Here is a 22,674-nt window from a genome sequence, read left to right on the forward strand (position 1 = left end):
GGTTCCGGGTAGATACATGGTTGGGGGTGGGGCGGACGGGCCGGGTAACCGGGACCGGGCGCTCCTTTCGTCTTTTTCAATGGGGTAATGCGGGGGCACCGATCGCATGGCCACGAAAGCTGCGAACAGCGTGGAAGTTTCCGAAACGCGGGAGGAATCCGCAGACGGTCCTCTGATGGACGGCATGGGTTTGGCCGTCAAGAAGATGATCGCCCGCGGCAAGGAGCGCGGGTATGTCACCTATGACGAGCTGAACGCAGCGCTGCCGCAGGATTCGTCCTCGTCCGAGCAGATCGAAGACACGATGGCGATGCTGTCCGAGATGGGCATCAACATCGTCGAATCGGAAGAGCAGGATTCGGAGAACAGCGGCGAGGGGGCAGGCGAGGGCGAAGGCCGTTCGTCGGGCAATCTCGACGACGACGACATCGGCCGTACCGACGACCCGGTGCGCATGTACCTGCGCGAGATGGGGTCGGTCGAGCTGCTGTCGCGCGAAGGCGAAATCGCCATCGCCAAGCGGATCGAAGCCGGCCGCGAGATGATGATCGGCGCGATCTGCGAATCGCCCCTGACCATCCGCGCCATTCTGGAGTGGCATGATTCCCTGATGGAAGGGAAGATGCTGCTGCGCGACATCATCGACCTGGACGCCACCTATGGCGGCGGCCCGGACGGCGAGGAGATGCCGGAAGGCCTGGCCGAGGTGGTGGAAGCCGCCGGCACCGGGCCCGCCGCGGCGCCCGCCGCCGATGCGCCGGCCGGCGAGGACGGCGACGAGCCGCGTCCGCCGCGCCCGAAGGCGAGGGCGAGGAAGGCGACGAGGGCGACGAGGGCGACAACAGCCTGTCGCTGTCCGCGATGGAAGCCGCGCTGAAGCCGCAGGTCATCGAGACCTTCGAGAACATCAAGGCGACCTACGACAAGCTGCACAAGCTGCACGAGGCCCGCATGGCCGCGATGCAGCGCGGCGAGGACATGGGCAAGCAGACGGACAAGAAGTACGAAAAGCTCAAGACCGAGATGGTCGAGCTGATGAACACCGTCCGCCTGAACAACCAGCGCATCGAGCAGCTGGTCGAGCAGCTCTATGGCCTGAACCGCAAGCTGACCGGCTTCGAAGGCCGCCTGCTGCGCATGGCGACCGATTGCCGCGTGAAGCGCGAGGACTTCCTGAACCAGTATTTCGGCCACGAGCTGGATCCGAACTGGCAGGAGCGCATCCGCGGCCTGAACCCCAAGACCTGGGGCAAGTTCGCCGAGAAGTACGACGGCGACATCCGCAAGACGCGCGAGTCGATCGCCCAGGTGGCCGAAGAGGCCCGCCTGCCGATCAACGAGTTCCGCCGCATCGTCTCCACCGTCCAGAAGGGCGAGAAGGAGGCGAGCCGCGCCAAGAAGGAGATGGTCGAGGCGAACCTGCGTCTCGTGATCTCCATCGCCAAGAAGTACACGAACCGCGGCCTGCAGTTCCTGGACCTGATCCAGGAGGGCAACATCGGCCTGATGAAGGCGGTGGACAAGTTCGAGTACCGGCGCGGTTACAAGTTCTCGACCTATGCGACCTGGTGGATTCGCCAGGCGATCACCCGCTCCATCGCGGACCAGGCGCGGACCATCCGCATCCCGGTCCACATGATCGAGACGATCAACAAGCTGGTCCGCACCAGCCGCCAGATGCTGCACGAGATCGGCCGCGAGCCGACCCCGGAAGAGCTGGCCGAGCGTCTGATGATGCCGCTGGAGAAGGTGCGCAAGGTCCTGAAGATCGCCAAGGAGCCGATCTCCCTCGAAACGCCGATCGGCGACGAGGAGGATTCGCATCTCGGCGATTTCATCGAGGACAAGAATGCGGTCCTGCCGCTGGACGCCGCCATCCAGGCGAACCTGCGCGAGACGACGACCCGTGTCCTGGCCTCGCTGACGCCGCGCGAGGAGCGTGTGCTGCGCATGCGCTTCGGCATCGGCATGAACACCGACCACACGCTGGAAGAGGTCGGCCAGCAGTTCAACGTGACCCGCGAGCGCATCCGCCAGATCGAGGCGAAGGCGCTGCGCAAGCTGAAGCACCCGTCGCGGTCGCGCAAGCTGCGCAGCTTCCTGGACACGTGATCCGGAAGCCGTATCGTTCGAGACGAAGCGGGGGCCTTTCGGCCCCCGTTTTCGTTCTTGGACTTGTGCGTCGGAACGATGAACGAAGGGTTGCATTTCCCCAAAGCTTTGTCGCAAAGTGCGCCCCGCGGTAGGGCCTGTAGTTCAGCGGTTAGAACGCGCCGCTCATAACGGTGTTGTCGTCGGTTCGAATCCGGCCGGGCCCACCAACCTTTCCATAGGTTTCCGACAGGCTGTCGGCGTCCTCGTCACTATCGCGGCACGCAAGCGGCACGCAATCGCCGAACTCCGTGTTCCGGTAGAGCGGCATGGCCGCCTTCAGCTCCTGCCGGATCGCGCTCACCGTGCCGCTCGACACGCCCGTCCGTCGGACCACCTCGGCATGTGGCAGGCCGGACAAGATGAGTTGCCGGACCTCCTGCCGCTTGTCTTCGCCTATCCCGTGCCGGCGCGCGCGGCCGGTGAGGCTGATCTCGATCTCGGAACCGAGCGCCGCTTGTGGGTGGTCGATCTGGACGCGCTTCAGGTGCTTGCGCACCTCTCTCATGACCTCCTCGATGGCCTCCAGAGCATCGGCCAGGAAGCCTGGCTCGTAGGGTGCGTAGATCGACGTGGTTGCGGCCGAGCCGTCCGGCAGGTGGCCAAGGAACAGGCTGATCTGCTCAGTGGGTACCCGCCGCTTGCGCATCTCCCGGGCCATGCCGTGCCGGATCGAGTACGGAGTGACGCGCTCATCCAGCCCCGCCGCTGCGCGGGTGATCCGCCACATGTGGAGAATGGAGCGGATCGGCTGGTTCCGGTAACTGACGTACCGCCCGCTCTTCCCCACCGGCTGAGTGAGCCATGGGCGCAGCGTCGGTGAGACCGGCACCACTGGCCGGAACTTTTTGTTCTGGACGCGGCCGGGGGGATTGAGGTCGAGAAGCCCATGCTCCGAGTCGTGCTGTGCCGGTTCGATATCCAGAACGGCCGCTGGGCGGGCCAACGTGTTGGAGGCGATCAGCAGGAACAGCAGCATGTGGCGCGATTGCGCCGCATCGATAAGGCGCGCCAGTTCCTCGGGCGTGATCGGGCGGCCTTTCGGTTGGCGCGCCCGCTTTGCTTCGGCCGTGACGGTCCCGAAGATGTGCGGGACTTCGGCCAACTCCTGCCACTTCTTGGCCCGGTTCAGCGCCGCCCGCCCGACCGACAGGATGCGGTCGATGCCGCTGGTGCCGGTTCCCCGGTTGGCCAGCCATTCACGGAATCGGCGCTGCTCGTGTGGCGTGATCTCGGCAACCGTCCGCCCCGTCCAGAATTCCTGCCAGTAGGACAAGCCGAGCCATTGGGTCGGCGCGCTGGGCAGGTTCTTGGCATGATCGTTCCAGTAGTTCAGCAAGACGGTTTCTATGAGGACGCGATCGGGGGCGGCGTGCCGGGGGCGCTCATTCTCGACGACCCACGCCGCGAGCTGGAGGGTTGCCTTCTGAAAGTCTGTTGTGCCAAGGCTGACACGGCGTGTCTGTCGCGTTCGGGACTCGTACCAAGTGCGACACCACGCGTCGTCAGTGCCGTCGCGGCCGGGCTTCTTACTGAGCCAGTATTGTCCGATCTGACCAAGTCGGTGTTCGGGGTGCTTGCGCATGGGGGGACCGTCTGCATCTCCAGGTATTCGCGAAGCTACTGCATCGTATAGAATGTGAATCGGCATGGAATAAGGACCCCGTATAGGGGGTGATCGGCATCCAAACGGGACCCCCGAAGCTTTGGGTCCACACTGGCCGCCATGGAGGACATGGAGGCCTGTCGAGGGATGCTGATTGTGGAAACGATCGCGAAGATCCGTCGTGCCTACTTCGTGCAGCAGAAGCCGATCAAGGTAATCTGCCGGGAGTTCGGGCTGTCCCGGAAGGTCGTGCGGAAGGTGATCCGTTCGGAGGCCACGGAGTTCCGCTACACGCGCACGAACCAGCCTTTGCCGAAGATCGGCCCCTGGCGTGAAGAACTGGATGCTCTGTTGCTGGCCAACGAGGGGAAAGCATCACGGGAGCGCCTGACGCTGGTCCGGCTGTTCGAAACGTTACGGTCCCGCGGCTATGAAGGCGGCTACGACGCTGTCCGTCGCTATGCCCGGGTTTGGCGGCAGGAGCAGGGGCCCTCCGTCGCCCAAGCCTACGTGCCGTTGAGCTTTGCGCCAGGCGAGGCCTACCAGTTCGATTGGAGCCATGAGGTCGTCCTGATCAACGGAACGACGGTCACGGTGAAGGTGGCCCATGTCCGCCTGTGCCACAGCCGGATGCTGTTCGTGCGGGCCTACCCGCGCGAAAGCCAGGAGATGGTGTTCGACGCCCACGACAGGGCCTTTGCCTTCTTCAAGGGAGCCTGTACGCGGGGCATCTACGACAACATGAAGACGGCGGTCGACACGATCTTCGCCGGCAAGGAGCGTGTCTACAACCGGCGCTTCCTGCAGATGTGCAGCCACTATCTGGTCGATCCGGTCGCCTGCACCCCGGCGTCGGGCTGGGAAAAGGGACAGGTCGAGAACCAGGTCGGCTTGGTCCGCGAGCGCTTCTTCACTCCCCGGCTGCGGGTGAAGAGCTACGACGAACTCAACGGCTTGCTCCTGGACCGCTGCGTCGCCCACGCCAAGGCGCATCGCCATCCCGAAATACGGGAGCGGACGGTCTGGGAGATGTTCGAGGCAGAACGGCCGAGCCTTGTTCCTATGCCGGGCGGTTCGACGGCTTCCATGCCGTGCCAGCCTCGGTTTCCAAGACCTGTCTGGTGCGCTTCGACAACAACAAGTATTCGGTCGCGGCCGGCGCGGTGGGGCGTCCGGTGGAAATCCGCGCCTATGCCGAGCGGATCGAACTGCGCCAGGATGGACGAATTGTCGGTGAACACGCCCGGTGCTTCGGGCGCGACAGAACGGTGTTCGATCCCTGGCACTATGTTCCGGTCCTGGCGCGCAAACCGGGGGCCTTGCGCAATGGGGCACCGTTCAAGGATTGGGTCCTGCCGGCCGGTCTGGAGCGCGTTCGGCGCAAGCTCGCCGCCGTCGAGGACGGCGACCGGCAGATGGTGGACATTCTCGGCGCCGTGCTGAGCGACGGGCTGCCGGCCGTCGAGGCGGCCTGCGCCGAGGCCTTGCGCGAGGGCGTCCATTCCGCTGCCGTCATTCTCAACATCCTGGCCCGGCGCCGGGAACCGGCGGCGCCGATCACGATCATGACCTCCGACGCACTGCGGCTCCGGCACGAGCCGGCCGCCGATTGCGCCCGCTACGACAGCCTGAGGAGACCCCTGTGATGGAGCGTTCCGAGATCCTGGCCACCATGAGCGAACTCAAGCTCTACGGCATGAAGGCCGCCTACGACGAACTCATCGCCACCGCCGTCAAGCGCCAGCACGAGCCGCAACGGGTGGTCGGCGACCTGCTTGCCGCCGAAATCTCCGAAAAACAGGCGCGCTCGATCAAGTACCAGATCACCATCGCCAAGCTGCCGCTCGCCAGGGACATCGACGATTTCGTCTTCGACGACACGCCGGTCAACGAAACCCTGGTGCGCGATCTCGCCGGCGGCGCTTTTCTCGCCCAGCAGCGTAACGTCGTCCTGGTCGGCGGCACCGGGACCGGCAAGACCCATCTCGCCGTAGCGATCGCCCGGGCCTGCATCCGGGCCGGCTCCCGGGGGCGCTTCTTCAACGTGGTCGACCTCGTCAACCGCCTGGAAGCCGAAACCCGGGCTGCCGGCAGGGCCGTTTGGCCGACCACCTCGCACGCATGGATTTCATCGTTCTCGACGAACTCGGCTACCTCCCGTTCGCCCAATCCGGCGGCCAGCTGCTGTTCCACCTGATCAGCAGGCTTTACGAGCGCAGTTCCGTGATCGTCACCACCAACCTGGCGTTCGGGGAATGGCCGTCGGTCTTCGGCGACGCCAAGATGACCACCGCCTTGCTCGATCGCCTCACCCACCACTGCGAGATCCTCGAGACCGGCAACGAAAGCTGGCGCTTCAAGAACCGCGCCTGACTTCCCCCCCGATGTCGCCCAGGTGGGTCCACAGCGCCTCCCCACGCGTGCCGCTCCGTCGCAGATGAGGGCACTGCGCGGCACGCGCGGGTCCCCTCCATGGACTACCTGGACGACAAGTCCTCGCCAGATCACAGGGTCCCTTTTCCGTGCCGATCCAGGGTCCCTATCTCAAGCCGATTGACACTCGGATACTGGTTCGGGCTGCCAGAAGCCTCGCGCAAGCACTTGGAATGGGTCGTGGCGAGGATGTTTCGCGAGGCGCATGATGCCGCGCCGTTGGAATTCCAGATCTCCCCCAAGCCGCCGTTGACGGACTTCGACCGCATGGTTCAGGCCGCGGTGCGGAAAGGGGGGCTCAAGGCACGAGGGATGTGACGTCGCACCCCTTACCGTCCGTCGCGGATGTTTCCAGAGGCAGGCCCCCAAGCTGTCGGATGTCTGCTTCGGCGACGTGCTCCTGGTCGGCCGCGCGGCTCGCACAAAGCGTGAGCAGCGCATCGAGATCCTCGTTGCCGCGGGTCCAGGTCCTCTGCCCGGTCTTGCCGACGGCCCATGTGTACGGATGGCCGCCGCCCGAGCGGAGCAGGTCAATCATCGGCCCCATGAGCGCGCTCAGGCGGATGGCCGGCAGGCGCGTCCGCACTCGATGGAAGATGTGCAACCCGCTGGTGTCGAGATCGCCCCAATAGAACAGGTTCGGATGCTTCAGGAGGTCCACCAGCGCTGGCGGGGCTCCGCTGCGCACAGCAGTGACCACGCGGGCCGGACGCTCAATGCCGTCCGCGAGGCGCTGCCCCGCCTCAAGGGCCGAGGCGCCGAAGCCGTAGGCCGAGACCCAGCACAGCGGCAGATCGGCGGTGGCGGTGAGCGCGCACTCGAAGGCGTTCGGGTTCTCGACCAGAACGACGGCGTCCGGCGCCGCGGCCCCAGCGATCAGGAAGCACAGCGGCCCCGGATCGATGGCTTCCATATCGATGCCGAGTTTCTTCAGCGCCGCCTTCGGCAGCGCCGACAGCAGTTTGGACGAGGCCAGCCGCCCCGACGCGCTCAGCAGGTAAGAGGGACGGCTGTGATCGGCGCGGCGCAGCGCATCGATCTCGGCGATGAGGGCGGCCTGCGTCTCCACCGGCCAGTCCTCGATGGCCGACCACAGCGCGTGGTAGGCTATCCGCTCTTCATCGCCCAGTTCCGGCGTGGCGTCCACGCTGGCCCGCCACGCCGCCTCCGCCGGCGCTAGCGGCGCCTCGGCGAGGTGAATATGCAGCCGCGCCCAGGTGTCGCACGACACCTCGCCGAGGCGCTGCATCTCCTGCAAGCACTTGCTGACGGTGAGGACCGAGGGTAGTCCGGTGGCGGCGCGGATGCGCTCCAGCAAGCCGCGGGGGTTGAGGAAGCTCGCCCCGCTGCGCCGCAGCCAGGAGCGGATCGCCTCGATGTCCTGGGGTCGTGCGCTCACCGCACGTCCTCGGTTGCTGCCTCATCCTCGCCCAGCGGCGTACTGGCGATGACGCTGTCGAAGATGTCGAGACTTTCGCCATCGGCCCCGCCCTTCGCCGCCGACGAGCGGCCCCTGGACGCGGCCTCGGCCAGGGTGTTGCGCGCCCGCAGGCCGGCGATACCGACCCGGCCGGCGCGGTCGCGGGTGTGCGACTGGATCGTCACCATCTTGCCTTCGACGCCGTCCTCGCCGACCGTTGACACCTTGCGGCCGAACAGGCAGGTCGGGAAGAGGTCGAAGTCGTTGCGGTAGAACGGCGAATGGATCAGGCCGATCAATTGGTAGTTCCCGCGCACCCGCTTCATCGCCTCCATCGACTCGCGGATCAGCGGCGGATCGGAGAGGTCCGAGAACAGGCCGTCCACGACGATGATGCTGTGCGAGGCCCGGCGCAGGCGCCGGCGCGCCTCGCCCTGGCGCTTCACGGCGGAGCGCTCGACGGAGTAGGTCGCCGCCTTGATGGTCCACAGCAGCATCAAGGCCGTGGCTTGGCCGCCGCTGATGCCCCGCTTGACGAAGTGGAATGGCCGGCCCTCGCGCATCAGCGGGTGGACGACCTTGACCCGCGCGCCGGGGAACATGCTCTCGTGGATGCGGTTGCGCACGGAGCGCGACAGGCTCTGCCGGAACTCCTCCTCGCGGCGGTGGTCGCGACCGGCGGTGGTGTCCTCGTCGAAGCGCTTGCGCTGCACCTCGACCTGCTCGACAAGGTCGCTCAGCAGTTTCTCGATCTGCTCGTTCTCGGCGATCTTCGCCTCGATCAGGAAGCCGGCGTTGTCCTTCGTCGGCGCCATGACGCGCTGCATGATGGCGAGGTTGTCCGCCGAGGAGATCGCCAGCCCCTTGAGGATGCCGACGAGTTCGTTGCGGCTCTTCTCCTCGTTGATGACGGCCTCCTGCCAGGTCTGCTTCTCGCGCTCGATGCCGGCGTCGATGGTGTCGAGGATTCCTTGAACCTCTTCCGGCTTGGCGGCGCGCAGGCGAACGAGCGTCGACTGGTCGAGGTGGCTGGCCTTGGTGTGGCGATCGACGGTTTCGGCATACCCCCTCTCGGCCGCCGCCAGGGCATCACGCACCCGCCGAATGTCGGCGTTCGCGTTCTTCAAGCCGAAGCCGCGCACGATCTCGATAATCCTGTCATAGGCGTTGACCACGGCGTCCTGATCTTCCGGAGCGCCATCGGCCTCCAACCGGTTTTCCAGCAGGTCGATGGCCTCCTGGATCTCCGCTGGAACCGTCCTGCTGGGCGACGGGCCAGCCATGGAGGCCAGGTCGATGCTCGTCTCCTTCTTGATCTCCTGGATGATCAGGGTGTTGTTCTCGATCTCCCTGGTGATGGCGTGCACCGTCCGTTCGATGTCGCGGCAATAGTCCTGGAGGACCTCCTTGCGTTCCTTGTGGGCTTCGATGAAGGCGCTCTTCTCGCCGATGGACCGCTCCAGATCGGCAACCTCGGACTTGAGGCGCGCGTGCGCTACGCGGTCCTGGTTGACGGCGCCGTCCGTGGTTTCCTTGAACTTCGCGGCGCTCTCGAAGTCGAAGCGCAGGCGAGCATCAAGGGAAGCAACGGTCTGTCGCAGGCTGGCGGCGGTAGCGGCCTCGTGATCGAGAAAGTCGATGCCGCCGTCCTTTAGGAAGGAGGATGCTTCTTCGAGCCGGCTGACCCAGGCGTCGCTGCGGGACTGCGCTGCGGATCGCTCCGCCGCGGCGGTCGCAGCCGCATGGCGATGCTGCTGCTCGGCCAGAACGAGGGCGCGAAGGTCGCGATCGTCCGCCGCCACCGTCCCCTCGGCGTCCGTCAGCGCATCGTGCAGCGCGCGCACCCGCTGACGGCCGCCGGCGTCAAGGAACGCCTGCGCCCTCTCCGCGGTGGGGATCCAGTGCTTCAACTCCATCCCGCGCTCGACGCGCGTCTGCGCGTCCTGATGCTGGTTGGTCCAGGATTCGATGGCCGCCGCCGCGGTATCCATGGCGGTCCTGGCGGAGCGCAGAGCCGCGCTGGCGGCTTCCGCGGCGGCCTTGAGGCCCGCGACCGCCGCATCGCCGCCGCGCCGCCGGTAGGCGGCGGCCTCGCGCGCCAGGCGACGGTTGTCCTGCGTCCTCAGCGCCTCGGCCTTGCTCTCCTCTTCGCGCAGCGCGGCAATGGCTTCATCCAGCCCGCGCACGCGGTCAATCGCACGTTCGGCGACGGCGTTCTGGGCGGCGCGCGCGAGGGTGAGCAGCGGCCCCTCGGGGGACAGGGTCTCGATCTCTCCCAGGAGCCGCTCGCACGTCTGCGCCAGGGAAGCGATCTCGGCGCGCAGGTCAGCCTTCTCCTGCTCAAGGCGAGCCGGATCGAGGACGGCCTCGACCTTGCGGGAGGTTATGCCGGCCACCACGCCGTGGTACAGAGCGCCGGATACCGTGGTGCGCAGAGTGCCGCCACTCACCAGCCGGTCGACGTCGTCCATCAGGAAAACCGGCATCGGAATGTCGCGCGCGGCCAGGGCCGTCGCCACCCCAACGGCGTGCTCCGGATTGGCAAAGACGGGCGCGAACAGCAGCGCCGAGAACTGCGACAGGAAGGCCCGGCGCCTATTCGCGTCCGGCTCGCGGTCCGTGATGGCTTGGTGCAAAGGCGTGGCGCCGTCATGGAGGCCAGCCGCAACCATGGCTTTGCGCACCGCAGCGTCGGTGGCGCTCGGTGCCGTTGGGCTCGATTCCAGGGCGGTCAGTTTCTCCTGCGCGCCCTCCAGAGCCGCGCGCGTCTCGCGCTCCGTCGCGAGCAGGCGCTCGCGCTCCAGTCCCTTCTCCAGAAGCCAGCCGGTGGGATCGGTCGATCCGGCGCGCTCCGTAAAGGCTGCCAACGCTTCCGCAAGCGTTCGCAGCCGGCCACGTTCCGCTTCGGCCAAGGACCGGCGCCCTTGCAGGTCGCCGATCGTTTTTGCCACATCCTCCTCAAACGTGAGCGGATCGTGGTTGGGCAGGCGCTCCCGGAACGCCAAGTCGGCCTCCACCAGTTCGGCCATCTCCGCCAAGCCGGCCAGCGCCGTGTCGAGGTCCCGCTGCTCCTTGGCGATCGCCGCTTCGGCCACCCTGTGCTCGTCGCGCGCCTTCACCAGCATGGCGCCGACGTGCGTCCGGTCCGCCTTGGCGGTGGCAAGATCATCGGCTATGCCCTGCGCGATGGCACCGGGCGGGCGCTCCACTCCGAACGCGTCTTCGATCTGGTCGAGGTGGCTTGCTTGCTTGGCGAAGGTCTCGTAAGCGGTTCTCGCGGCATAGCATACCGTTTTCGCGGTGTCCAGCCGTGCTTCCCCGTCCTTGCGGGCGGCCGTCGCCTGCGTGAGTGTCTCGCTGGCTTCTCCGGCCTTCTGCTCGGCATCGTCGGCAGCCTGCGTCAGCATTTCCACACGCAGGTCGAAGTCTTCATTCCCGAACTCAGCGACAACGGCGTCGTAAGTCCGCTTCTTGGCCCGGAAATCGGCGATTTTCGTGGTGTGATCGTCGCGTGCCCGCTCGGCCTCAGCCTTATCCCGTTCAAGCCTGGCCTTCAGGGCGCGCGGCGCATCGAGGTCTGCGTCCGCGAAGAGGCCGCTGGCCTTCATGGCGACGAAGGCATTCTCCAGCGCCTCGAAGTTGTTGAGACGTTCCGCGATGGTGTTGATGAGACGGAGTTTGCTATTCAGCGAGTCCTGAAGGTCGCTCCATTCCCCGCTCGGCACGGCGCAGGTCGTGCAGCAGGAACTCGAAACGGCGGCGCACCGGGAAAGGGCACTGGGCGAATAGAACCCGCTGAACGTCCTCCACGAACGCCGCGTTGCGGCTTCTGATCACCTCATCGTGCGACGGACGCATGAAAAACGCGAGGTCCGCCGCGCGGTTGTCGCTTCGGAACGGCGCCGGCCAGGACGTGAACAACGCATTCCGCAAGGCGCGGTCGCTTTCCATGTCCTTACGAGTCGGGATGCTGTACGCCTCGAAGAGGCCGGCGTGCACGCGGACAGTGCCGTCAAAGCAGATGTGCCGCAGGATCTCCGGCACCGGGACTCGCGTGCCGGGCACCGCGTCGTCGGCGATCTTCCTCAATTGGCTGGCCGCTAGCGGCATGCCCGGAATCTTGCCGCTCTCCAGGATCAGCCGGGCGAGGTTGAGGTTGGTGCTGTGACGGCCGATGACGTCGATCTGGTCCTTGCGGGCCTTCAGCAGATCCTGGGCGGCGCGGGCAATGCCGTCCAACTCCAGGCGGCCCGCCGTCAGACGATCGAGCCGGCGCTTCTTATCCTCGGTCGCCAGTTTGGCGCGTACCACCTCGTTGGCCTGGTCCACCAGACCGCTCTCGAAGGTCACGTCCTGCACTCCCTTGTCGCCGTCGCTCTCCTCGATGACGCCGCTCAGGATCTCGGGAGCCACGTGCAGGCGGAAGAACGCTTGGTCGAAGGACTCCTTCGGCCGCGGCTCGACGTTGTAGAAACTGGCCGCCTTGTCGCCGCCGCCGCGCTTCTGGTACTCGACCATCTGCTTGACCTGTTGCCACGGGATGAACTCATCCACGCGCACCCGCCAGTCGCTCACCTTGTGGACGAGGCTGCCCGGCGGCAGGTTGTCGAGGAACTCGTCGTCCGGCAGGATGGACTTCATCACCGAGCCGTCGTCGATCATCTCGCAGTGGACTGGAACATCCTCCAGGACCCCCTTGTAGGTGTAGAACTTGCGCTCGACGCTGAACTTGGCCGGGTCGTTGCTCGCCGCCTCACGGTTGGCGTAGATGCCGAACACGTGGTGCTCTCCGGCGACGCGCTCTCCCATGGTCGCGAACAGGTCGCTGTCCGCGCTTGACGGAATCACGAACTCGACGCGGATGTGGCTGAAGGCGCCGGATGACGTCGGAGCCAAGCGCCCGGCGGTGTTGGCCTGGAGCATCTGGTCCAGCGACAGCACCCACAGCATGGCGTCAGCCACTGAGGTCTTGCCGGTTGCCGTTGTCCATGACCACGGCCGACGGCTGGCCGCCGAAGTCGAAGGTCTCCCCGATGAAGTCGGGGGTCCAGGACGGGCGCTTGGCGCTGTCGAGGAAGTTCGAGACCTGCCAGCGGGAAATCAGGGCCATGGGGGGATCTTTCGGTGGGGATGCCGGGCGTCGGATCGGCCAGCTAGGCGGCGTCGGCGGTGTCGCCGGGTGCAGTCTCAGCAGCGAGACGGCGGTCCATCTCCGCCAGGGTCTGCTCGACCGGGACTAGATGGATCAGACCGCTGCTGTAACTCTGGTTGATCTGCACGGCGCCGAGCAGCGTCTGCCGGTAGCGTTCCGAGCCCGCGTCGGAGGCGATGCGCTCGATCATGAAGCCGTCCTCCATCACCTTGAGGAAGGCGCCGACGCGGCGGCGGATGTCGGAGGCGCGGGTGTGCCCGTCCTCGCCGGCGAGCAGCGTCTGGGCGATGGGCAGACGCTGCCGTTCAGTGGCGTCGCCCTCCTGGGGGCCGGCGACCATCACCCGGTCGCCGAGCGCGCGGATCTCGTCGAGACGCTCCTGGATGCGCTCCTCCAATTCGTCGCGGTCGATAATCCCGGAGACGTACTCAGACACCGCAGAGACCGGCCGGTTGATCCGCTCGTAGAGGAAGGAGAGCGTTTGGAGCCAGATGAACATGAACCAGTAGATCGTCGTGGCGCGGGTCTCGTTGGACCGCAGCGCCAGCCGGAGCCAAGCGGGCTCCAGGCTGAGCGGCGATCCCTCGCGGGTTTCGGCGTCGCGGATCAGAACCCAGACGCGGGCGCGGGAGGCGACGCCCGGCATCGCGTCGTCATACTCCTGCAACTCCCAGCCGCCGCCGCGTAGCAGGGCATCCAGCGCTTCGCGCTCGTCGTCACGCAGGCTCCGCAGGATCTCGGAGGCTTCGATCTCGATGTCCCGGACGCGGCCTTCCTGCGCCGCAGAGCGGATGATCCGCTGCCGTTTCAGCAAGTCGCTGACGCGCCCGAGGCGCTCATAGTCAATCAGCCCGCTCATGCTGCTCTCCCCTTACTCTTTACACCGTCCTTGGAGCCGGGCGGCTCATACCGCATGATCAGTTCGCGGCCGCTCATCTCCCACCCGTCCGGCAACGTCCAGGTCGTCCAGTCGCCAAGCCCTATGCGGATGCGCATCTTCGGGTCGTCGTGGAGCATGATGAGCGGGCTGACCAGCAGCGATGCCGCCTCGGCCATGTACTGGAGGTCCTGAAAGTCGATGCGGTCATCCTCCATCAGCTTCGTCAGCGAGACCGGTCCCTCGCCCAGCATGTCGAGCAGCAGCGCGCGGTTGCGCTCCACGAAGGTGTCGAGGCGGTCTTTCACGACCACAGGCACGCCGATCCGCCGGAAGCCAGGGGGCTTCTTCTCGTGCCGGCGCTGGATCTTGATGGTGCGCTCCAACTGCGCCGGCGCGAAGGCCACCAGATCCGGCAGCAACGGGCCGGCGCCCGCCAGGACGCCCGCCAGGTAATCCGCGGCGCTGCGCACGTCGGTGTCGGGCAGCATGAACAAGCCCTTGGCGATGCTGTCGAAACGGATCAGGCCGACCAGCGCGCGGTCGCGCTTCTGCACGTCGACGGTGAAGGTGGACAGGCGCATCTGCAGCGTACGCAGGGCCGAGAAGGCGATGCGGATCAGCTCGTTCATGTCCGACACCGTGACCGCGTCCTCGGCCCGCTGGCCGGCGCTCCAGGAGTCGATGTCCTCGCGCACCTCGGGGCGCAGCAGTTCGTTCTGCACATCGTCCAAGACCTTGCGGACCTCGGTAATGGTGGCGGTGAACTTCTTGGCGTCGCGCAGGTAGATGGTGCGCATCTCATCGACCTCGGGACGCTCAATGGCGCGCAGCACCTCCAGGCTTTCCGAGCGGATGCGCGTGATCAGACGCTGGGCCATCGAGCGGAACGACAGGTACTCGCCGTTGCGCAGGTCGATCAGCAGTTTCTGGGCCTCGGCGCTGGCGTGGATCCACTTGAAGTAGCCGCCGGCGAAGCCGATCGCCTCGCGCCCGACCCGCGTCAGCCGGTAAGCGTGGCCGCGGCGCTGTTTGTCGAGGAGCGCGGTGTCGCTGGTCGATTTGACCTGGAAGGTGCTCGCCTCGGCGTCCGGCCGGTCAGCGTAGCGCAGCAGTGTCGGCGTGGCCAGCAGGGTGGCGATGTACTGCACGTCTGTCGCCGCGAGACCGAAAAGCGGAGCGATGTCGTCGACAAAAGGCGTGATGTCCGTGTAATCGAGCGCCCCTTCCGTTTCGCGGTCGCGCAGCCACTCCAGAAGCCGCCACGCCACCGTCGGGAACACGCCGCTGTCCAGGCCGGGGCGCTGCTCGGACGGCGCGATTACCTGCGGGGCGCCGACCTGCCGCGCGCAGTCGTGCGCGTCCACAAGGCGGGTCACTGAGGCGAGAAAGTGGACCCATGAAGGGTGGCGATTCAGGCGGGGTATCGTCACCGTGAGTGTTGGACTCGCTTCACCAGAAGTCAACCGGGTCGCTCCGCTGTGCACACCAGAATCGCCAATTTCGGCTTCGGGGGATACCTTGTCGTCGCGATTCTGGCCGGACGCGGACAAGGGCTCAATTCTGTTATCCACGCTTCCCCCATAATTCGAGCCACAGTATCGCTCCGACGCTGAGCTGCTGCTTCCCCATACGGTATCACAGTCCGTTGGCAGGCTCGGCCCTTCGAAAGGGGGCACCTGCAACCCGGGCGAGCGTTGTATTCGGCGGTGGTTATGATGCGATAGGCCCTGGGCGGCGGTGCGGGACGGATGCACGACAACACGCTCAGCAGGAAGATTGCCGGCCTCTTCGCTGCGCTTTGGATGGATGTCATCACGCCCATGGAGTTGCCCTTCACGACGCTGGAAAGAGTATCCCTCGGCCAAGCCGCCGCGCTCGTTGCAGACAACCTGCACCTCAGACTGACGTGACCGGTCGACATCACATTCTGCACGACGGACGGTTTTCGGGGCTCTCGCGGCAGCGCCAAGCAGGAACAAAGCCGAGAAGGAGCACCTCGCTCCAATGGCCCCCAGCCTCGGCATCATGGCCGCCGTGAACGCCGCCCTGGTGCTCGTCGCGCTGTCCCTGAATGCGTTGGCCCGCGCTTACCAACAAGGCAGTCGGACGTGGCGGATGGTGGCGCGGCGGGGGCGGCGGACACGGTCAAACCGCTGGCGTCCGCTCGCGTGCCGACGCGGCGTCCGACTACAGGAAGCGGCCGCGCGGCCCTGCATGGTTAGGCGGATATTGCCTCGCCACTGGGATGGATTCACTTCGCAGCGCCTGGACCTCAGCCTCAATGGTCCTCCGCACCGAAGCCTTCGTCCTCCTCATCGTTGGACCATATCCTTCCGTAGATCGCGGTCCGTGGCTGTGCGCGGGAGGGAGGGGGGGGGATCTGGACCGAGACTAGCAGCGGGTTGTTTCCCGGCGAGACCGCCCGCGTCGGCCGTTGGACGCTCACGCTCTGGCGGTCGTGGCGCGGGTGCGGCTGGTCCGCCGCCGCCGCCGGTCACCGCTTTATCGACGGGGTCGAGGGCACCCGGGACGCGGCGCGCGCGGCCGCAGCTGCGGCGGTCCTCGCGCGGGCGGCCGATAGCGACCTGAGCGCGCACGCGCGCGCGGCGCTGACCGTTATCGCCCAGCAGCGCGACTGACGCCCAGGCCAAGCCTCGTCCTATTTGTGATCGGTGCGGCGGGCATGGCAAACGCTCGCCGGTGGCGCCGCGCTGATGGTCGACGAGCTGCATGCCCTCGTCGGGGACGACCGCGGCTGGCACCTGCTGGCCGTGGCCGAACGGCTAGGGCGGATCGCCGGCCGTCCGATCCAGCGCATCGGGCTGTCGGCCATCGTAGGAAACCCCGACGCTCTCCTGGCGTAGCTGACCCGCGGCGATGGCGGGGCCGTCGTCGGACAGCCCGTCCCTCCGGTCGGAGGCGACGTGATGCTCGACCATGTCGGGTAGTTGGAGAACGCGGCGATGATGCTATCGCGGGTGCATCGTGGTGAGAAGCGGCTCGTCTTTCGCGACAGCCGCGGCAAGGTCGAGCGTCTGGGGGTGCTGTTGCGGACGATGGGGGTGCGGACCTTCGTCTCGCACAGCTCGCTCGGCATCGACGATGCGCCGCCGATCCGAGGATGCGTTCGCGGCCGGCGAGGACTGCGTCATCGTCGCGACGAGGCGGTGTTCCGCGCGACCCCCTCCTACGCCGACCCCGTCGTCGGGCTTGGCCTGTGGAAGCCGCGGGTGGTGCCCGGGATCGCGCTTGATCCTACGGACTGGTTTGGCGACGGCGGAGCTGGGGCGGGGAGAGAGGGACCGGATGGATCCCGCTCCGACTCGTGCCGAGGCCCGTCCGGCATCGTCGTCGGCGACCGGACGATACCCCCCTGTCCCTGGAGGATGTCCATGTCCTGCGGGCGCGGGTGGAGGACGCCATCGGCGCCGGCCGCCCATCGGTGCCTGTGGAGGTGGATGGTACGACCGTCCCCGTCCCGGCCACCGTCGAGACCACTGGCGGCCATGAACGACCTCGCCGCCGCCCGCCGGCTGAAGCAGGACCGACTGCCGGACCTACCGGTCCCTTGGGAAGACGTGCGGGAAACACCGATGCCGGCGCCCCAACGTACCGCGTACGAGGAGGTGATCGCCGCCGCCCGCGGCGACGACAAGCCCGGCGCCGTGCTGGAAGCTCTGCAACGGCTGCGCGCCATCTTGCTCCACCCGGATCCGGATGTCCCGCAATCCGACGACGCGTTCATCGCCGCGTCGGCGCGGCTCCAAGGTGCCTTCGCGGCGCTCGACGCGGTTGCGGCGAGCGGCGAGCGCGCCCTGGTCTTCCTGGACGATCTGGCCATGCAGGCCCGCTTGGCCGGCGTTATCCAGCGCCGCTACCGGCTCGCCGCACCGCCGATGATCATCAGTGGGCAGGTGGCCGGCGGCGTCCGCCAGGCGCGGGTGGACCGGTTCCAGGCTGGTCCCGACGGCTTCGACGCCATGATCCTGTCGCCGCGTGCCGGCGGCGTCGGCCTGACGCTTACGCGGGCGAACCACGTCGTCCACCTCTCGCGCTGGTGGAACCCGGCGGTGGAGGACCAGTGCACCGGCCGCGTGCTGCGCATCAGCCAGACGCGGCCGGTGCACATTCACATCCCCATGGCGGTGCTGCGGGAAGGGTGCGCGGCCTTCGGCCGCAATCTCAACGCTCTATTGAACCGCAAGCAGCGCTTGTTCCGGGACGCGCTGATGCCACCTGCTGCAACTGACGAGGAGCGGAACGAAGCTGTTCAACGCACCGGTTTCCTGACGCTGCTGCATATCGCAGTATGCGAGGCGAAGATATCTGCGGTTCAATCTGCGGTGTTGCTGGATTTGGCCAAGTTTCCTCGTTACCGTACCCCGAAAGATAAAGTGGGGAGTGAGGTATGCCTGTGGGAACGACCGTCACACGCCGCTCGCGCATAACACTGCGAGATCGGCCGATCCAACAGTAGACGCCGCTCCGGTGAAGGGGAGCACCGCTTCCAGTCTTCCCCACCACCCCCCTTCCGTTTCGCTGAGCCTCGCGAGAGCGTGCGACACAGTGGCTCGATAAGCGAACGTCTCTTTGAACGGCCATCCTCGATTTTCTCTGCGAGGCGCTCTGGCGAATCGGCCCCGGTCCTTCGCAACCAGCAAGGCAGACTGATGTTCGACTCCACCAAGGAAGACCTGAAGGATATCCTCCGCTGGGCGGAGGAGGGGCGCCTCCAGCTCCCCGAATTCCAGCGTGACTATGTTTGGGGCGACTCCGACGTACGCAGTCTTGTCGCCTCGGTGGCCAAGGGCTTCCCGGTGGGCGCCCTGCTCACGCTGGAGACCGGCGGTGAAATCGAGTTCAAGCCCCGCCTGCTGGCCGGAGTCCCGGCCAAGGACGTGCGGCCGACGGAACTGCTGCTGGATGGGCAACAGCGGGTCACCTCCTTGTACCAGGCGACGCGCTCGACGACGCCGGTCCGCACCCGTACGCCCAAGGGAACGGAGGTCGAGCGTTTCTACTTCCTGGACATCAAGGCGGCCGTTGCCGCGGGCATGGAGTTCGAGGACGCGATCATCGGCGTCCCTGCCGACAGGATCGTCCGCCGCAACTTCGGCAAGGAGATCGTGCTCGACCTGTCCACGCCGGAGGGACAGTTCGAGCACGACGCCTTCCCGCTGAATTGCATCTTCGATAGCCGCAACTGGTTCTACGACTGGCGCGACTACTGGAAGGCGCGCGGCCGTGACGTCTCCGACCTCGAACGCGACTTCGACCGCGGGGTCGTCGACCCGCGTCACCCGCTACAAGATGCCGATCATCCGCCTTGACCGCAGCAACAGCCGCGAGGCCATCTGCTTGGTGTTCGAGAAGGTGAACGTCGGCGGCAAGAAGCTCGACGCCTTCGAACTCGTCACCGCCATCTACGCGGCCAGCGGCTTCGACCTGCGGGAGGACTGGGCCGGTCCCGCCGACAAGGCGACACCCGGACGCCGCGCCCGCCTCATCGGCTCGCCCAACCGGCGCGACGTGCTGGCCGAGATTGCCAGCACCGACTTCCTCCAGGCCTGCACCCTTCTGCACACGCGCGAGGTGCGGCTCGCCCGCGCCGAGGAGCTGGCGAAGACCAAGGACCCGGCCCGACGCGAAGGAATTGCCGCGGGTGAGCTGCAACCGCGACGCGCTGCTCGGGCTGCCCCTGCACGCCTACCGCAAGCACGCCGACGCTGTGGAGCGGGGTTTCGTCGAGGCCGCCGGCTTCCTGAACGAGCACAAGATCATCTGGCACCGCGACGTGCCCTATCCGCCGCAGATCGTCGGGCTCGCCGCCACCTTCGCCATTCTCGGTAAGCCGGCGCAGACGGCCGCGACGAAGGAGAAGCTGTCCCGCTGGTTCTGGTCGGTGACGCTGGGTGAACTCTACGGATCGAGCACGGAATCTCGCCTTGCCCGTGACGTCCCGGAACTGGTGGATTGGCTATCCGGATTCGCCGGCCATCCGCGTTCCATTGACGAGGCGCTGTTCCAGCGCGACCGGTTGCGCTCGCTGCGAACGCGCATCTCCGCCGCCTACAAGGGAATTCACGCGCTACTGATGCGCTCCGGCTGCCGCGACTTCATCAACGGCCGCCCAACGGACCTGATGACCTTCTTCAACGACAAGATCGACATCCATCACATTTTCCGCAGAGCTGGTGCAGGAAGAAGGGGATCCCGCCGGGCGTCTTCGACTCCATCGTGAACAAGACGCCGCTCTCCAAGGCCTCGAACATCGCCATCGGTGGCGACGCGCCCTCGGCCTACCTGAGGCGGATCGAGCAGCGGCAGGGAATCAGCCCCGATGCGCTGGACGAGATCCTGCGAACCCACCTCATAGACCCGGTTCACCTGCGCAACGACGACTTCGACGCTTTCTTCGAGGCGCGCATTGCAGCGCTCGCGGGAGTCGTCTCTGCGGCCATGGGCAAGGCCATCGTGGACGAACACGGGAACGGATGAGGCCGAGCAGGACGCCGTCGATTTGGACGCCGCTGAGGACGTCACCGAGCTGGAGATCGTGTGATGCCGTACGACAGCAAAGATATCGCCTCTCCGTGCCACGAGGAAACGAGCCGGAAGGCGACCTTCGGGAGGGACTGTCACAGCCCAAGCTCCCGCTGGACCTGACGGAGGCAGGAGGAAGCGGGTGGCCCGAGGATCGACGGACAAGAACGATAATCCCGAAGGGAGCTGCCGACCGTGAGCAAAGCGGACTATCTCGCCATGCGCTGGCTGAACGATGAGTTCCTCTCGGAGCGCTCCCTCGCCGAACCGGACGGGCGCCCGCTCCACGCGTACCGCTGCACCGACGCGGAGCTGGCAGCGCTGACGAGCCGGCTGACTGAAGCCGGGATCGCGGGGGCGTCGGCAGAGCGCCACTTGGCCGCCCTGTTCTGCCTCTTCACCGCGGAGTGGTGGCGCCGCCGCTATGACGGCAGCGCCTGGGGGTGGGAGCCGGTGTTCCACGACCTCGGAACCGATTACGACTGGCAGACGGCGAGCGCGCTGACGACGCGGGGCCTCGCGTTCTGGAAGCGGGACCTGCGTCGCTCGGCCCATGGCCGCGAGTTCCTGCTGACCCTGGTCCTGGAGGGCGGGCTTCCCCTCGGCCTGCTCGCCGCCGGCAAGGGCAGGCTGACGGACCACCTGCGTCGGGTGCTCGGCGAACTTGACCGCCTGGGTCCCGACGCGGAGCTGGGGCGGCGCCTGTCGGAGCAGCACGCCCACGTTCTGCCGGCGAGCTTCCGCCGGCCGGAGGTCCATGCCCTGATCGGCGAACTGCTCGCCGCGGTGCTGTGCCGGCGCGATGGAATACCCGCTTCCGTGCCGGCTGCCGACGCCGTCGCTTGGCTTGACGCGAACGCGCCGCGGTGGCGGGACGAACTGCCGCTGCCCGTCGACGACGACGCGGCACGCGGCCTGCTCGCCGGGCTGATCCGCGAGACTGTGGCCCTTCGCAGCCGCGCTCCCGGTCTGAACGCTCTGGTCGGCCGCATCCTGGTGAACGACGGCGCGGCGTGGCGGCCGATGCTGGCCTTCACCATGGATGGCATCCTGTCCCGCGGCGGCCCGGTCCCGCTGGAGGCGCTTCCCGGAACCGCCACGCGCGCCCGGCTACGCGCGGCCGGCGATCTGGAAGGTCTCGTGCCAAGCCCACTCGCCCTTTTGCAGGCCGAAGGCGCGGACCGGAAGGAGTGGCGTGTCGAGCCGCTCTCAGCGGCGCGGAGGATGGTCGCTTGGCCGCTCGAAGCGCCGGCCGCGCTCAGCCTTCGGGTGGACGGCGCCCACCGTGTACACGTTCGCGTCGCGCGGCGGCGAACCGGCGGTGCAGCCGCCGCTCGTCTTCGACGCCGCGGACGATGACGTCGAGCCGACGAGGCTCCGGTTGGTCGGCGGCGGCAGCATGCGCACCGCAAGGAGCGCCTCTATGTTGCCTGCCGAGGAGGCGCGGATTTGGTTCCCGCCGATGGGGCCACGGTGCGGGCGCTGGGACCTGTCGCCGGGACGGACCTCACGCTCCACGAGATCACCGGGACCGTTCGTTGGGCAGGCGGTGGCGGGGATGGGCTTTCCATTGTCTTCCGGACGCGCAGCGAGGACGAAGAGCGCAGCCGCCTGACCGTCGAGGGGCGACCGCCAGCATGGGACGTCGCGGCCCCCCTGACCGTGGTCGGCCGGCCGCTCCTGCTGGAGATGAGCGGTGGCCCGGCCGCGTCGGGCAGGCCGGTGCCCGTCGGCGACCTCCGCTGGAGGCCGGCGCGCGGCGGTCCCTGGCGTCCGCTTCCTCACGACGGCTCGTGGCCACTGGGGCTCCTCGACATCGTTCTCGTACGGGCGGAAGAGGCGCTGGACCGCCTCCGCCTCGCCGTGCTGCCGGAGACCGCGCGGGTGCGGACGGAGCCTGAGGGGGCCAGCAGCGGGCGGTTGCTGCTGGAGGGGTTTGGCGACGCCGAACTGCGCGTCGAACGAACCGAGCTTGGCTCGGGCGTGGAGCACATGGTCGACCGGAAGGATGGCGGAACGGCCATCCGCCTTCTGACGAGTGGCAAGCCGCCGAGCAGGGTGTCCGTCGTCGCGTCCTGGCAGGGGCAGGGTGACGTGTGCTGCCTGTTGCACTTCCCGGTGCGCGGGGGCGGGTTCATCGATGCGCGCGGGCGCTGGATGCCGCCACGCGCACGGCTGCATCTCGACCAGCTCCACGGCGTGCGCGCGCTCGCCGATCCCGGAGGCGACGCCGAGATCTTCGGATGGCTGAGGGCGCCCGACCTTCCCGACGAGCGGCGGCTTTGGATAAGGCACCGCTTCCAGGGGCTTGTTCTCTGGCGACGCTGCGTGCATCGCTGCTGAACCTGCTGGCAGCGTCGCAGGAGCTGGATGCCGTTGTCCAACTCTTCGTCCGTTGCGCAGGCATCGAGAGCGCTCCGGTGCATGTGAGCCGCGTCGACCTGGAGCTTACGATCCAGGGCGAACGGGTCGGCATCGGTAAAGATGGC

At 67.1% G+C, this 22,674-nt stretch carries 16 protein-coding genes, 1 tRNA gene and 4 pseudogenes; 14 read left to right on the forward strand and 7 right to left on the reverse strand.

The annotated features are described in order from the left end of the window. Window positions 1–106: 106 nt before the first annotated feature. Both rpoD and F1643_RS13250 read left to right on the forward strand, forming a co-directional pair. Window positions 107–2,112 (forward strand): annotated as a pseudogene (gene rpoD / locus F1643_RS13245) (RNA polymerase sigma factor RpoD). Window positions 2,113–2,245: 133 nt separating this feature from the next. After that, window positions 2,246–2,321 (forward strand) — tRNA-Ile (locus tag F1643_RS13250). A 449-nt stretch (window positions 2,322–2,770) separates the two neighbouring features. Here F1643_RS13250 and F1643_RS24780 read toward each other — a convergent pair. Next, window positions 2,771–3,130: pseudogene (locus tag F1643_RS24780) on the reverse strand (hypothetical protein); the annotation flags it as partial. Here F1643_RS24780 and F1643_RS23135 point away from each other — a divergent pair. The 3 genes and pseudogenes from F1643_RS23135 to istB all read left to right on the forward strand — a co-directional run bounded on the left by F1643_RS23135 (window position 3,041) and on the right by istB (window position 6,130). Next, window positions 3,041–3,787: a hypothetical protein gene (locus tag F1643_RS23135; RefSeq protein ID WP_255542738.1), complete on the forward strand. Its 747-nt coding sequence runs from the start codon at window positions 3,041–3,043 to the stop codon at window positions 3,785–3,787. The pseudogene F1643_RS24780 and the gene F1643_RS23135 overlap by 90 nt on opposite strands. A 117-nt stretch (window positions 3,788–3,904) precedes the next feature. Then, window positions 3,905–5,394, forward strand: a pseudogene (istA, locus tag F1643_RS13260) (IS21 family transposase); the annotation flags it as partial. Window positions 5,395–5,402: 8 nt separating this feature from the next. Further along, window positions 5,403–6,130, forward strand: a pseudogene (gene istB, locus F1643_RS13265) (IS21-like element helper ATPase IstB). Window positions 6,131–6,488: 358 nt separating this feature from the next. Here istB and F1643_RS24785 read toward each other — a convergent pair. From F1643_RS24785 to F1643_RS13295, 6 genes are read right to left on the reverse strand one after another with little or no spacing between them, the layout of a single operon-like run. Beyond that, window positions 6,489–7,589: a Wadjet anti-phage system protein JetD domain-containing protein gene (locus tag F1643_RS24785; RefSeq protein WP_194913646.1), complete on the reverse strand. Its 1,101-nt coding sequence runs from the start codon at window positions 7,587–7,589 to the stop codon at window positions 6,489–6,491. Then, window positions 7,586–11,335, reverse strand: a complete 3,750-nt coding sequence (locus F1643_RS13275; RefSeq protein ID WP_194913648.1) for a hypothetical protein — start codon at window positions 11,333–11,335, stop codon at window positions 7,586–7,588. The genes F1643_RS24785 and F1643_RS13275 overlap by 4 nt, the downstream gene beginning before the upstream one ends. Then, window positions 11,292–12,560, reverse strand: coding sequence for a hypothetical protein (locus tag F1643_RS13280; protein ID WP_194913650.1), 1,269 nt, complete (start codon window positions 12,558–12,560; stop codon window positions 11,292–11,294). Before F1643_RS13280 ends, F1643_RS13275 begins: the two co-directional genes overlap by 44 nt. 4 nt (window positions 12,561–12,564) lie before the next feature. Then, window positions 12,565–12,720, reverse strand: a complete 156-nt coding sequence (locus F1643_RS13285; RefSeq protein ID WP_194913652.1) for a hypothetical protein — start codon at window positions 12,718–12,720, stop codon at window positions 12,565–12,567. A gap of 43 nt (window positions 12,721–12,763) precedes the next feature. After that, a complete protein-coding gene (locus F1643_RS13290; protein WP_194913654.1) occupies window positions 12,764–13,621 on the reverse strand; it encodes a hypothetical protein in 858 nt (285 codons plus the stop codon). After that, a complete protein-coding gene (locus tag F1643_RS13295; protein WP_194913657.1) occupies window positions 13,618–15,006 on the reverse strand; it encodes a hypothetical protein in 1,389 nt (462 codons plus the stop codon). The genes F1643_RS13290 and F1643_RS13295 overlap by 4 nt, the downstream gene beginning before the upstream one ends. A gap of 384 nt (window positions 15,007–15,390) precedes the next feature. Between F1643_RS13295 and F1643_RS13300 the strand changes: the two genes are divergently transcribed. The 9 genes from F1643_RS13300 to F1643_RS13330 all read left to right on the forward strand — a co-directional run bounded on the left by F1643_RS13300 (window position 15,391) and on the right by F1643_RS13330 (window position 22,528). After that, on the forward strand, window positions 15,391–15,552 hold the full coding sequence (locus F1643_RS13300; RefSeq protein ID WP_194913658.1) for a hypothetical protein: 162 nt from the start codon (window positions 15,391–15,393) through the stop codon (window positions 15,550–15,552). A 492-nt stretch (window positions 15,553–16,044) separates the two neighbouring features. Continuing rightward, a complete protein-coding gene (locus F1643_RS13305) occupies window positions 16,045–16,281 on the forward strand; it encodes a hypothetical protein (RefSeq protein WP_194913659.1) in 237 nt (78 codons plus the stop codon). A gap of 75 nt (window positions 16,282–16,356) precedes the next feature. After that, complete coding sequence (locus F1643_RS13310) at window positions 16,357–16,506, forward strand: hypothetical protein (protein WP_194913660.1); 150 nt, start codon at window positions 16,357–16,359, stop codon at window positions 16,504–16,506. Window positions 16,507–17,148: 642 nt separating this feature from the next. After that, on the forward strand, window positions 17,149–18,090 hold the full coding sequence (locus tag F1643_RS13315; RefSeq protein WP_194913661.1) for a C-terminal helicase domain-containing protein: 942 nt from the start codon (window positions 17,149–17,151) through the stop codon (window positions 18,088–18,090). 222 nt (window positions 18,091–18,312) lie between these two features. Further along, on the forward strand, window positions 18,313–18,972 hold the full coding sequence (locus F1643_RS21720) for a DUF262 domain-containing protein (RefSeq protein WP_206692480.1): 660 nt from the start codon (window positions 18,313–18,315) through the stop codon (window positions 18,970–18,972). A 332-nt stretch (window positions 18,973–19,304) separates the two neighbouring features. Then, the gene (locus F1643_RS21725) at window positions 19,305–19,883 is read left to right on the forward strand and encodes a hypothetical protein (RefSeq protein WP_206692481.1); all 579 of its coding nucleotides are present in this window, start codon (window positions 19,305–19,307) and stop codon (window positions 19,881–19,883) included. After that, complete coding sequence (locus tag F1643_RS21730; protein WP_206692482.1) at window positions 19,880–20,140, forward strand: hypothetical protein; 261 nt, start codon at window positions 19,880–19,882, stop codon at window positions 20,138–20,140. The genes F1643_RS21725 and F1643_RS21730 overlap by 4 nt, the downstream gene beginning before the upstream one ends. A 240-nt stretch (window positions 20,141–20,380) precedes the next feature. After that, window positions 20,381–21,544: an STY4851/ECs_5259 family protein gene (locus tag F1643_RS13325; RefSeq protein ID WP_194913662.1), complete on the forward strand. Its 1,164-nt coding sequence runs from the start codon at window positions 20,381–20,383 to the stop codon at window positions 21,542–21,544. Window positions 21,545–21,634: 90 nt separating this feature from the next. Beyond that, window positions 21,635–22,528 carry a hypothetical protein gene (locus F1643_RS13330; protein ID WP_194913664.1) on the forward strand — a complete coding sequence of 298 codons (894 nt, stop codon included), beginning with the start codon at window positions 21,635–21,637 and terminating at the stop codon, window positions 22,526–22,528. The last annotated feature ends 146 nt before the right edge of the window (window positions 22,529–22,674 follow it).

The organism is Azospirillum sp. INR13, assembly GCF_015390205.1.
GTDB lineage: Bacteria > Pseudomonadota > Alphaproteobacteria > Azospirillales > Azospirillaceae > Azospirillum.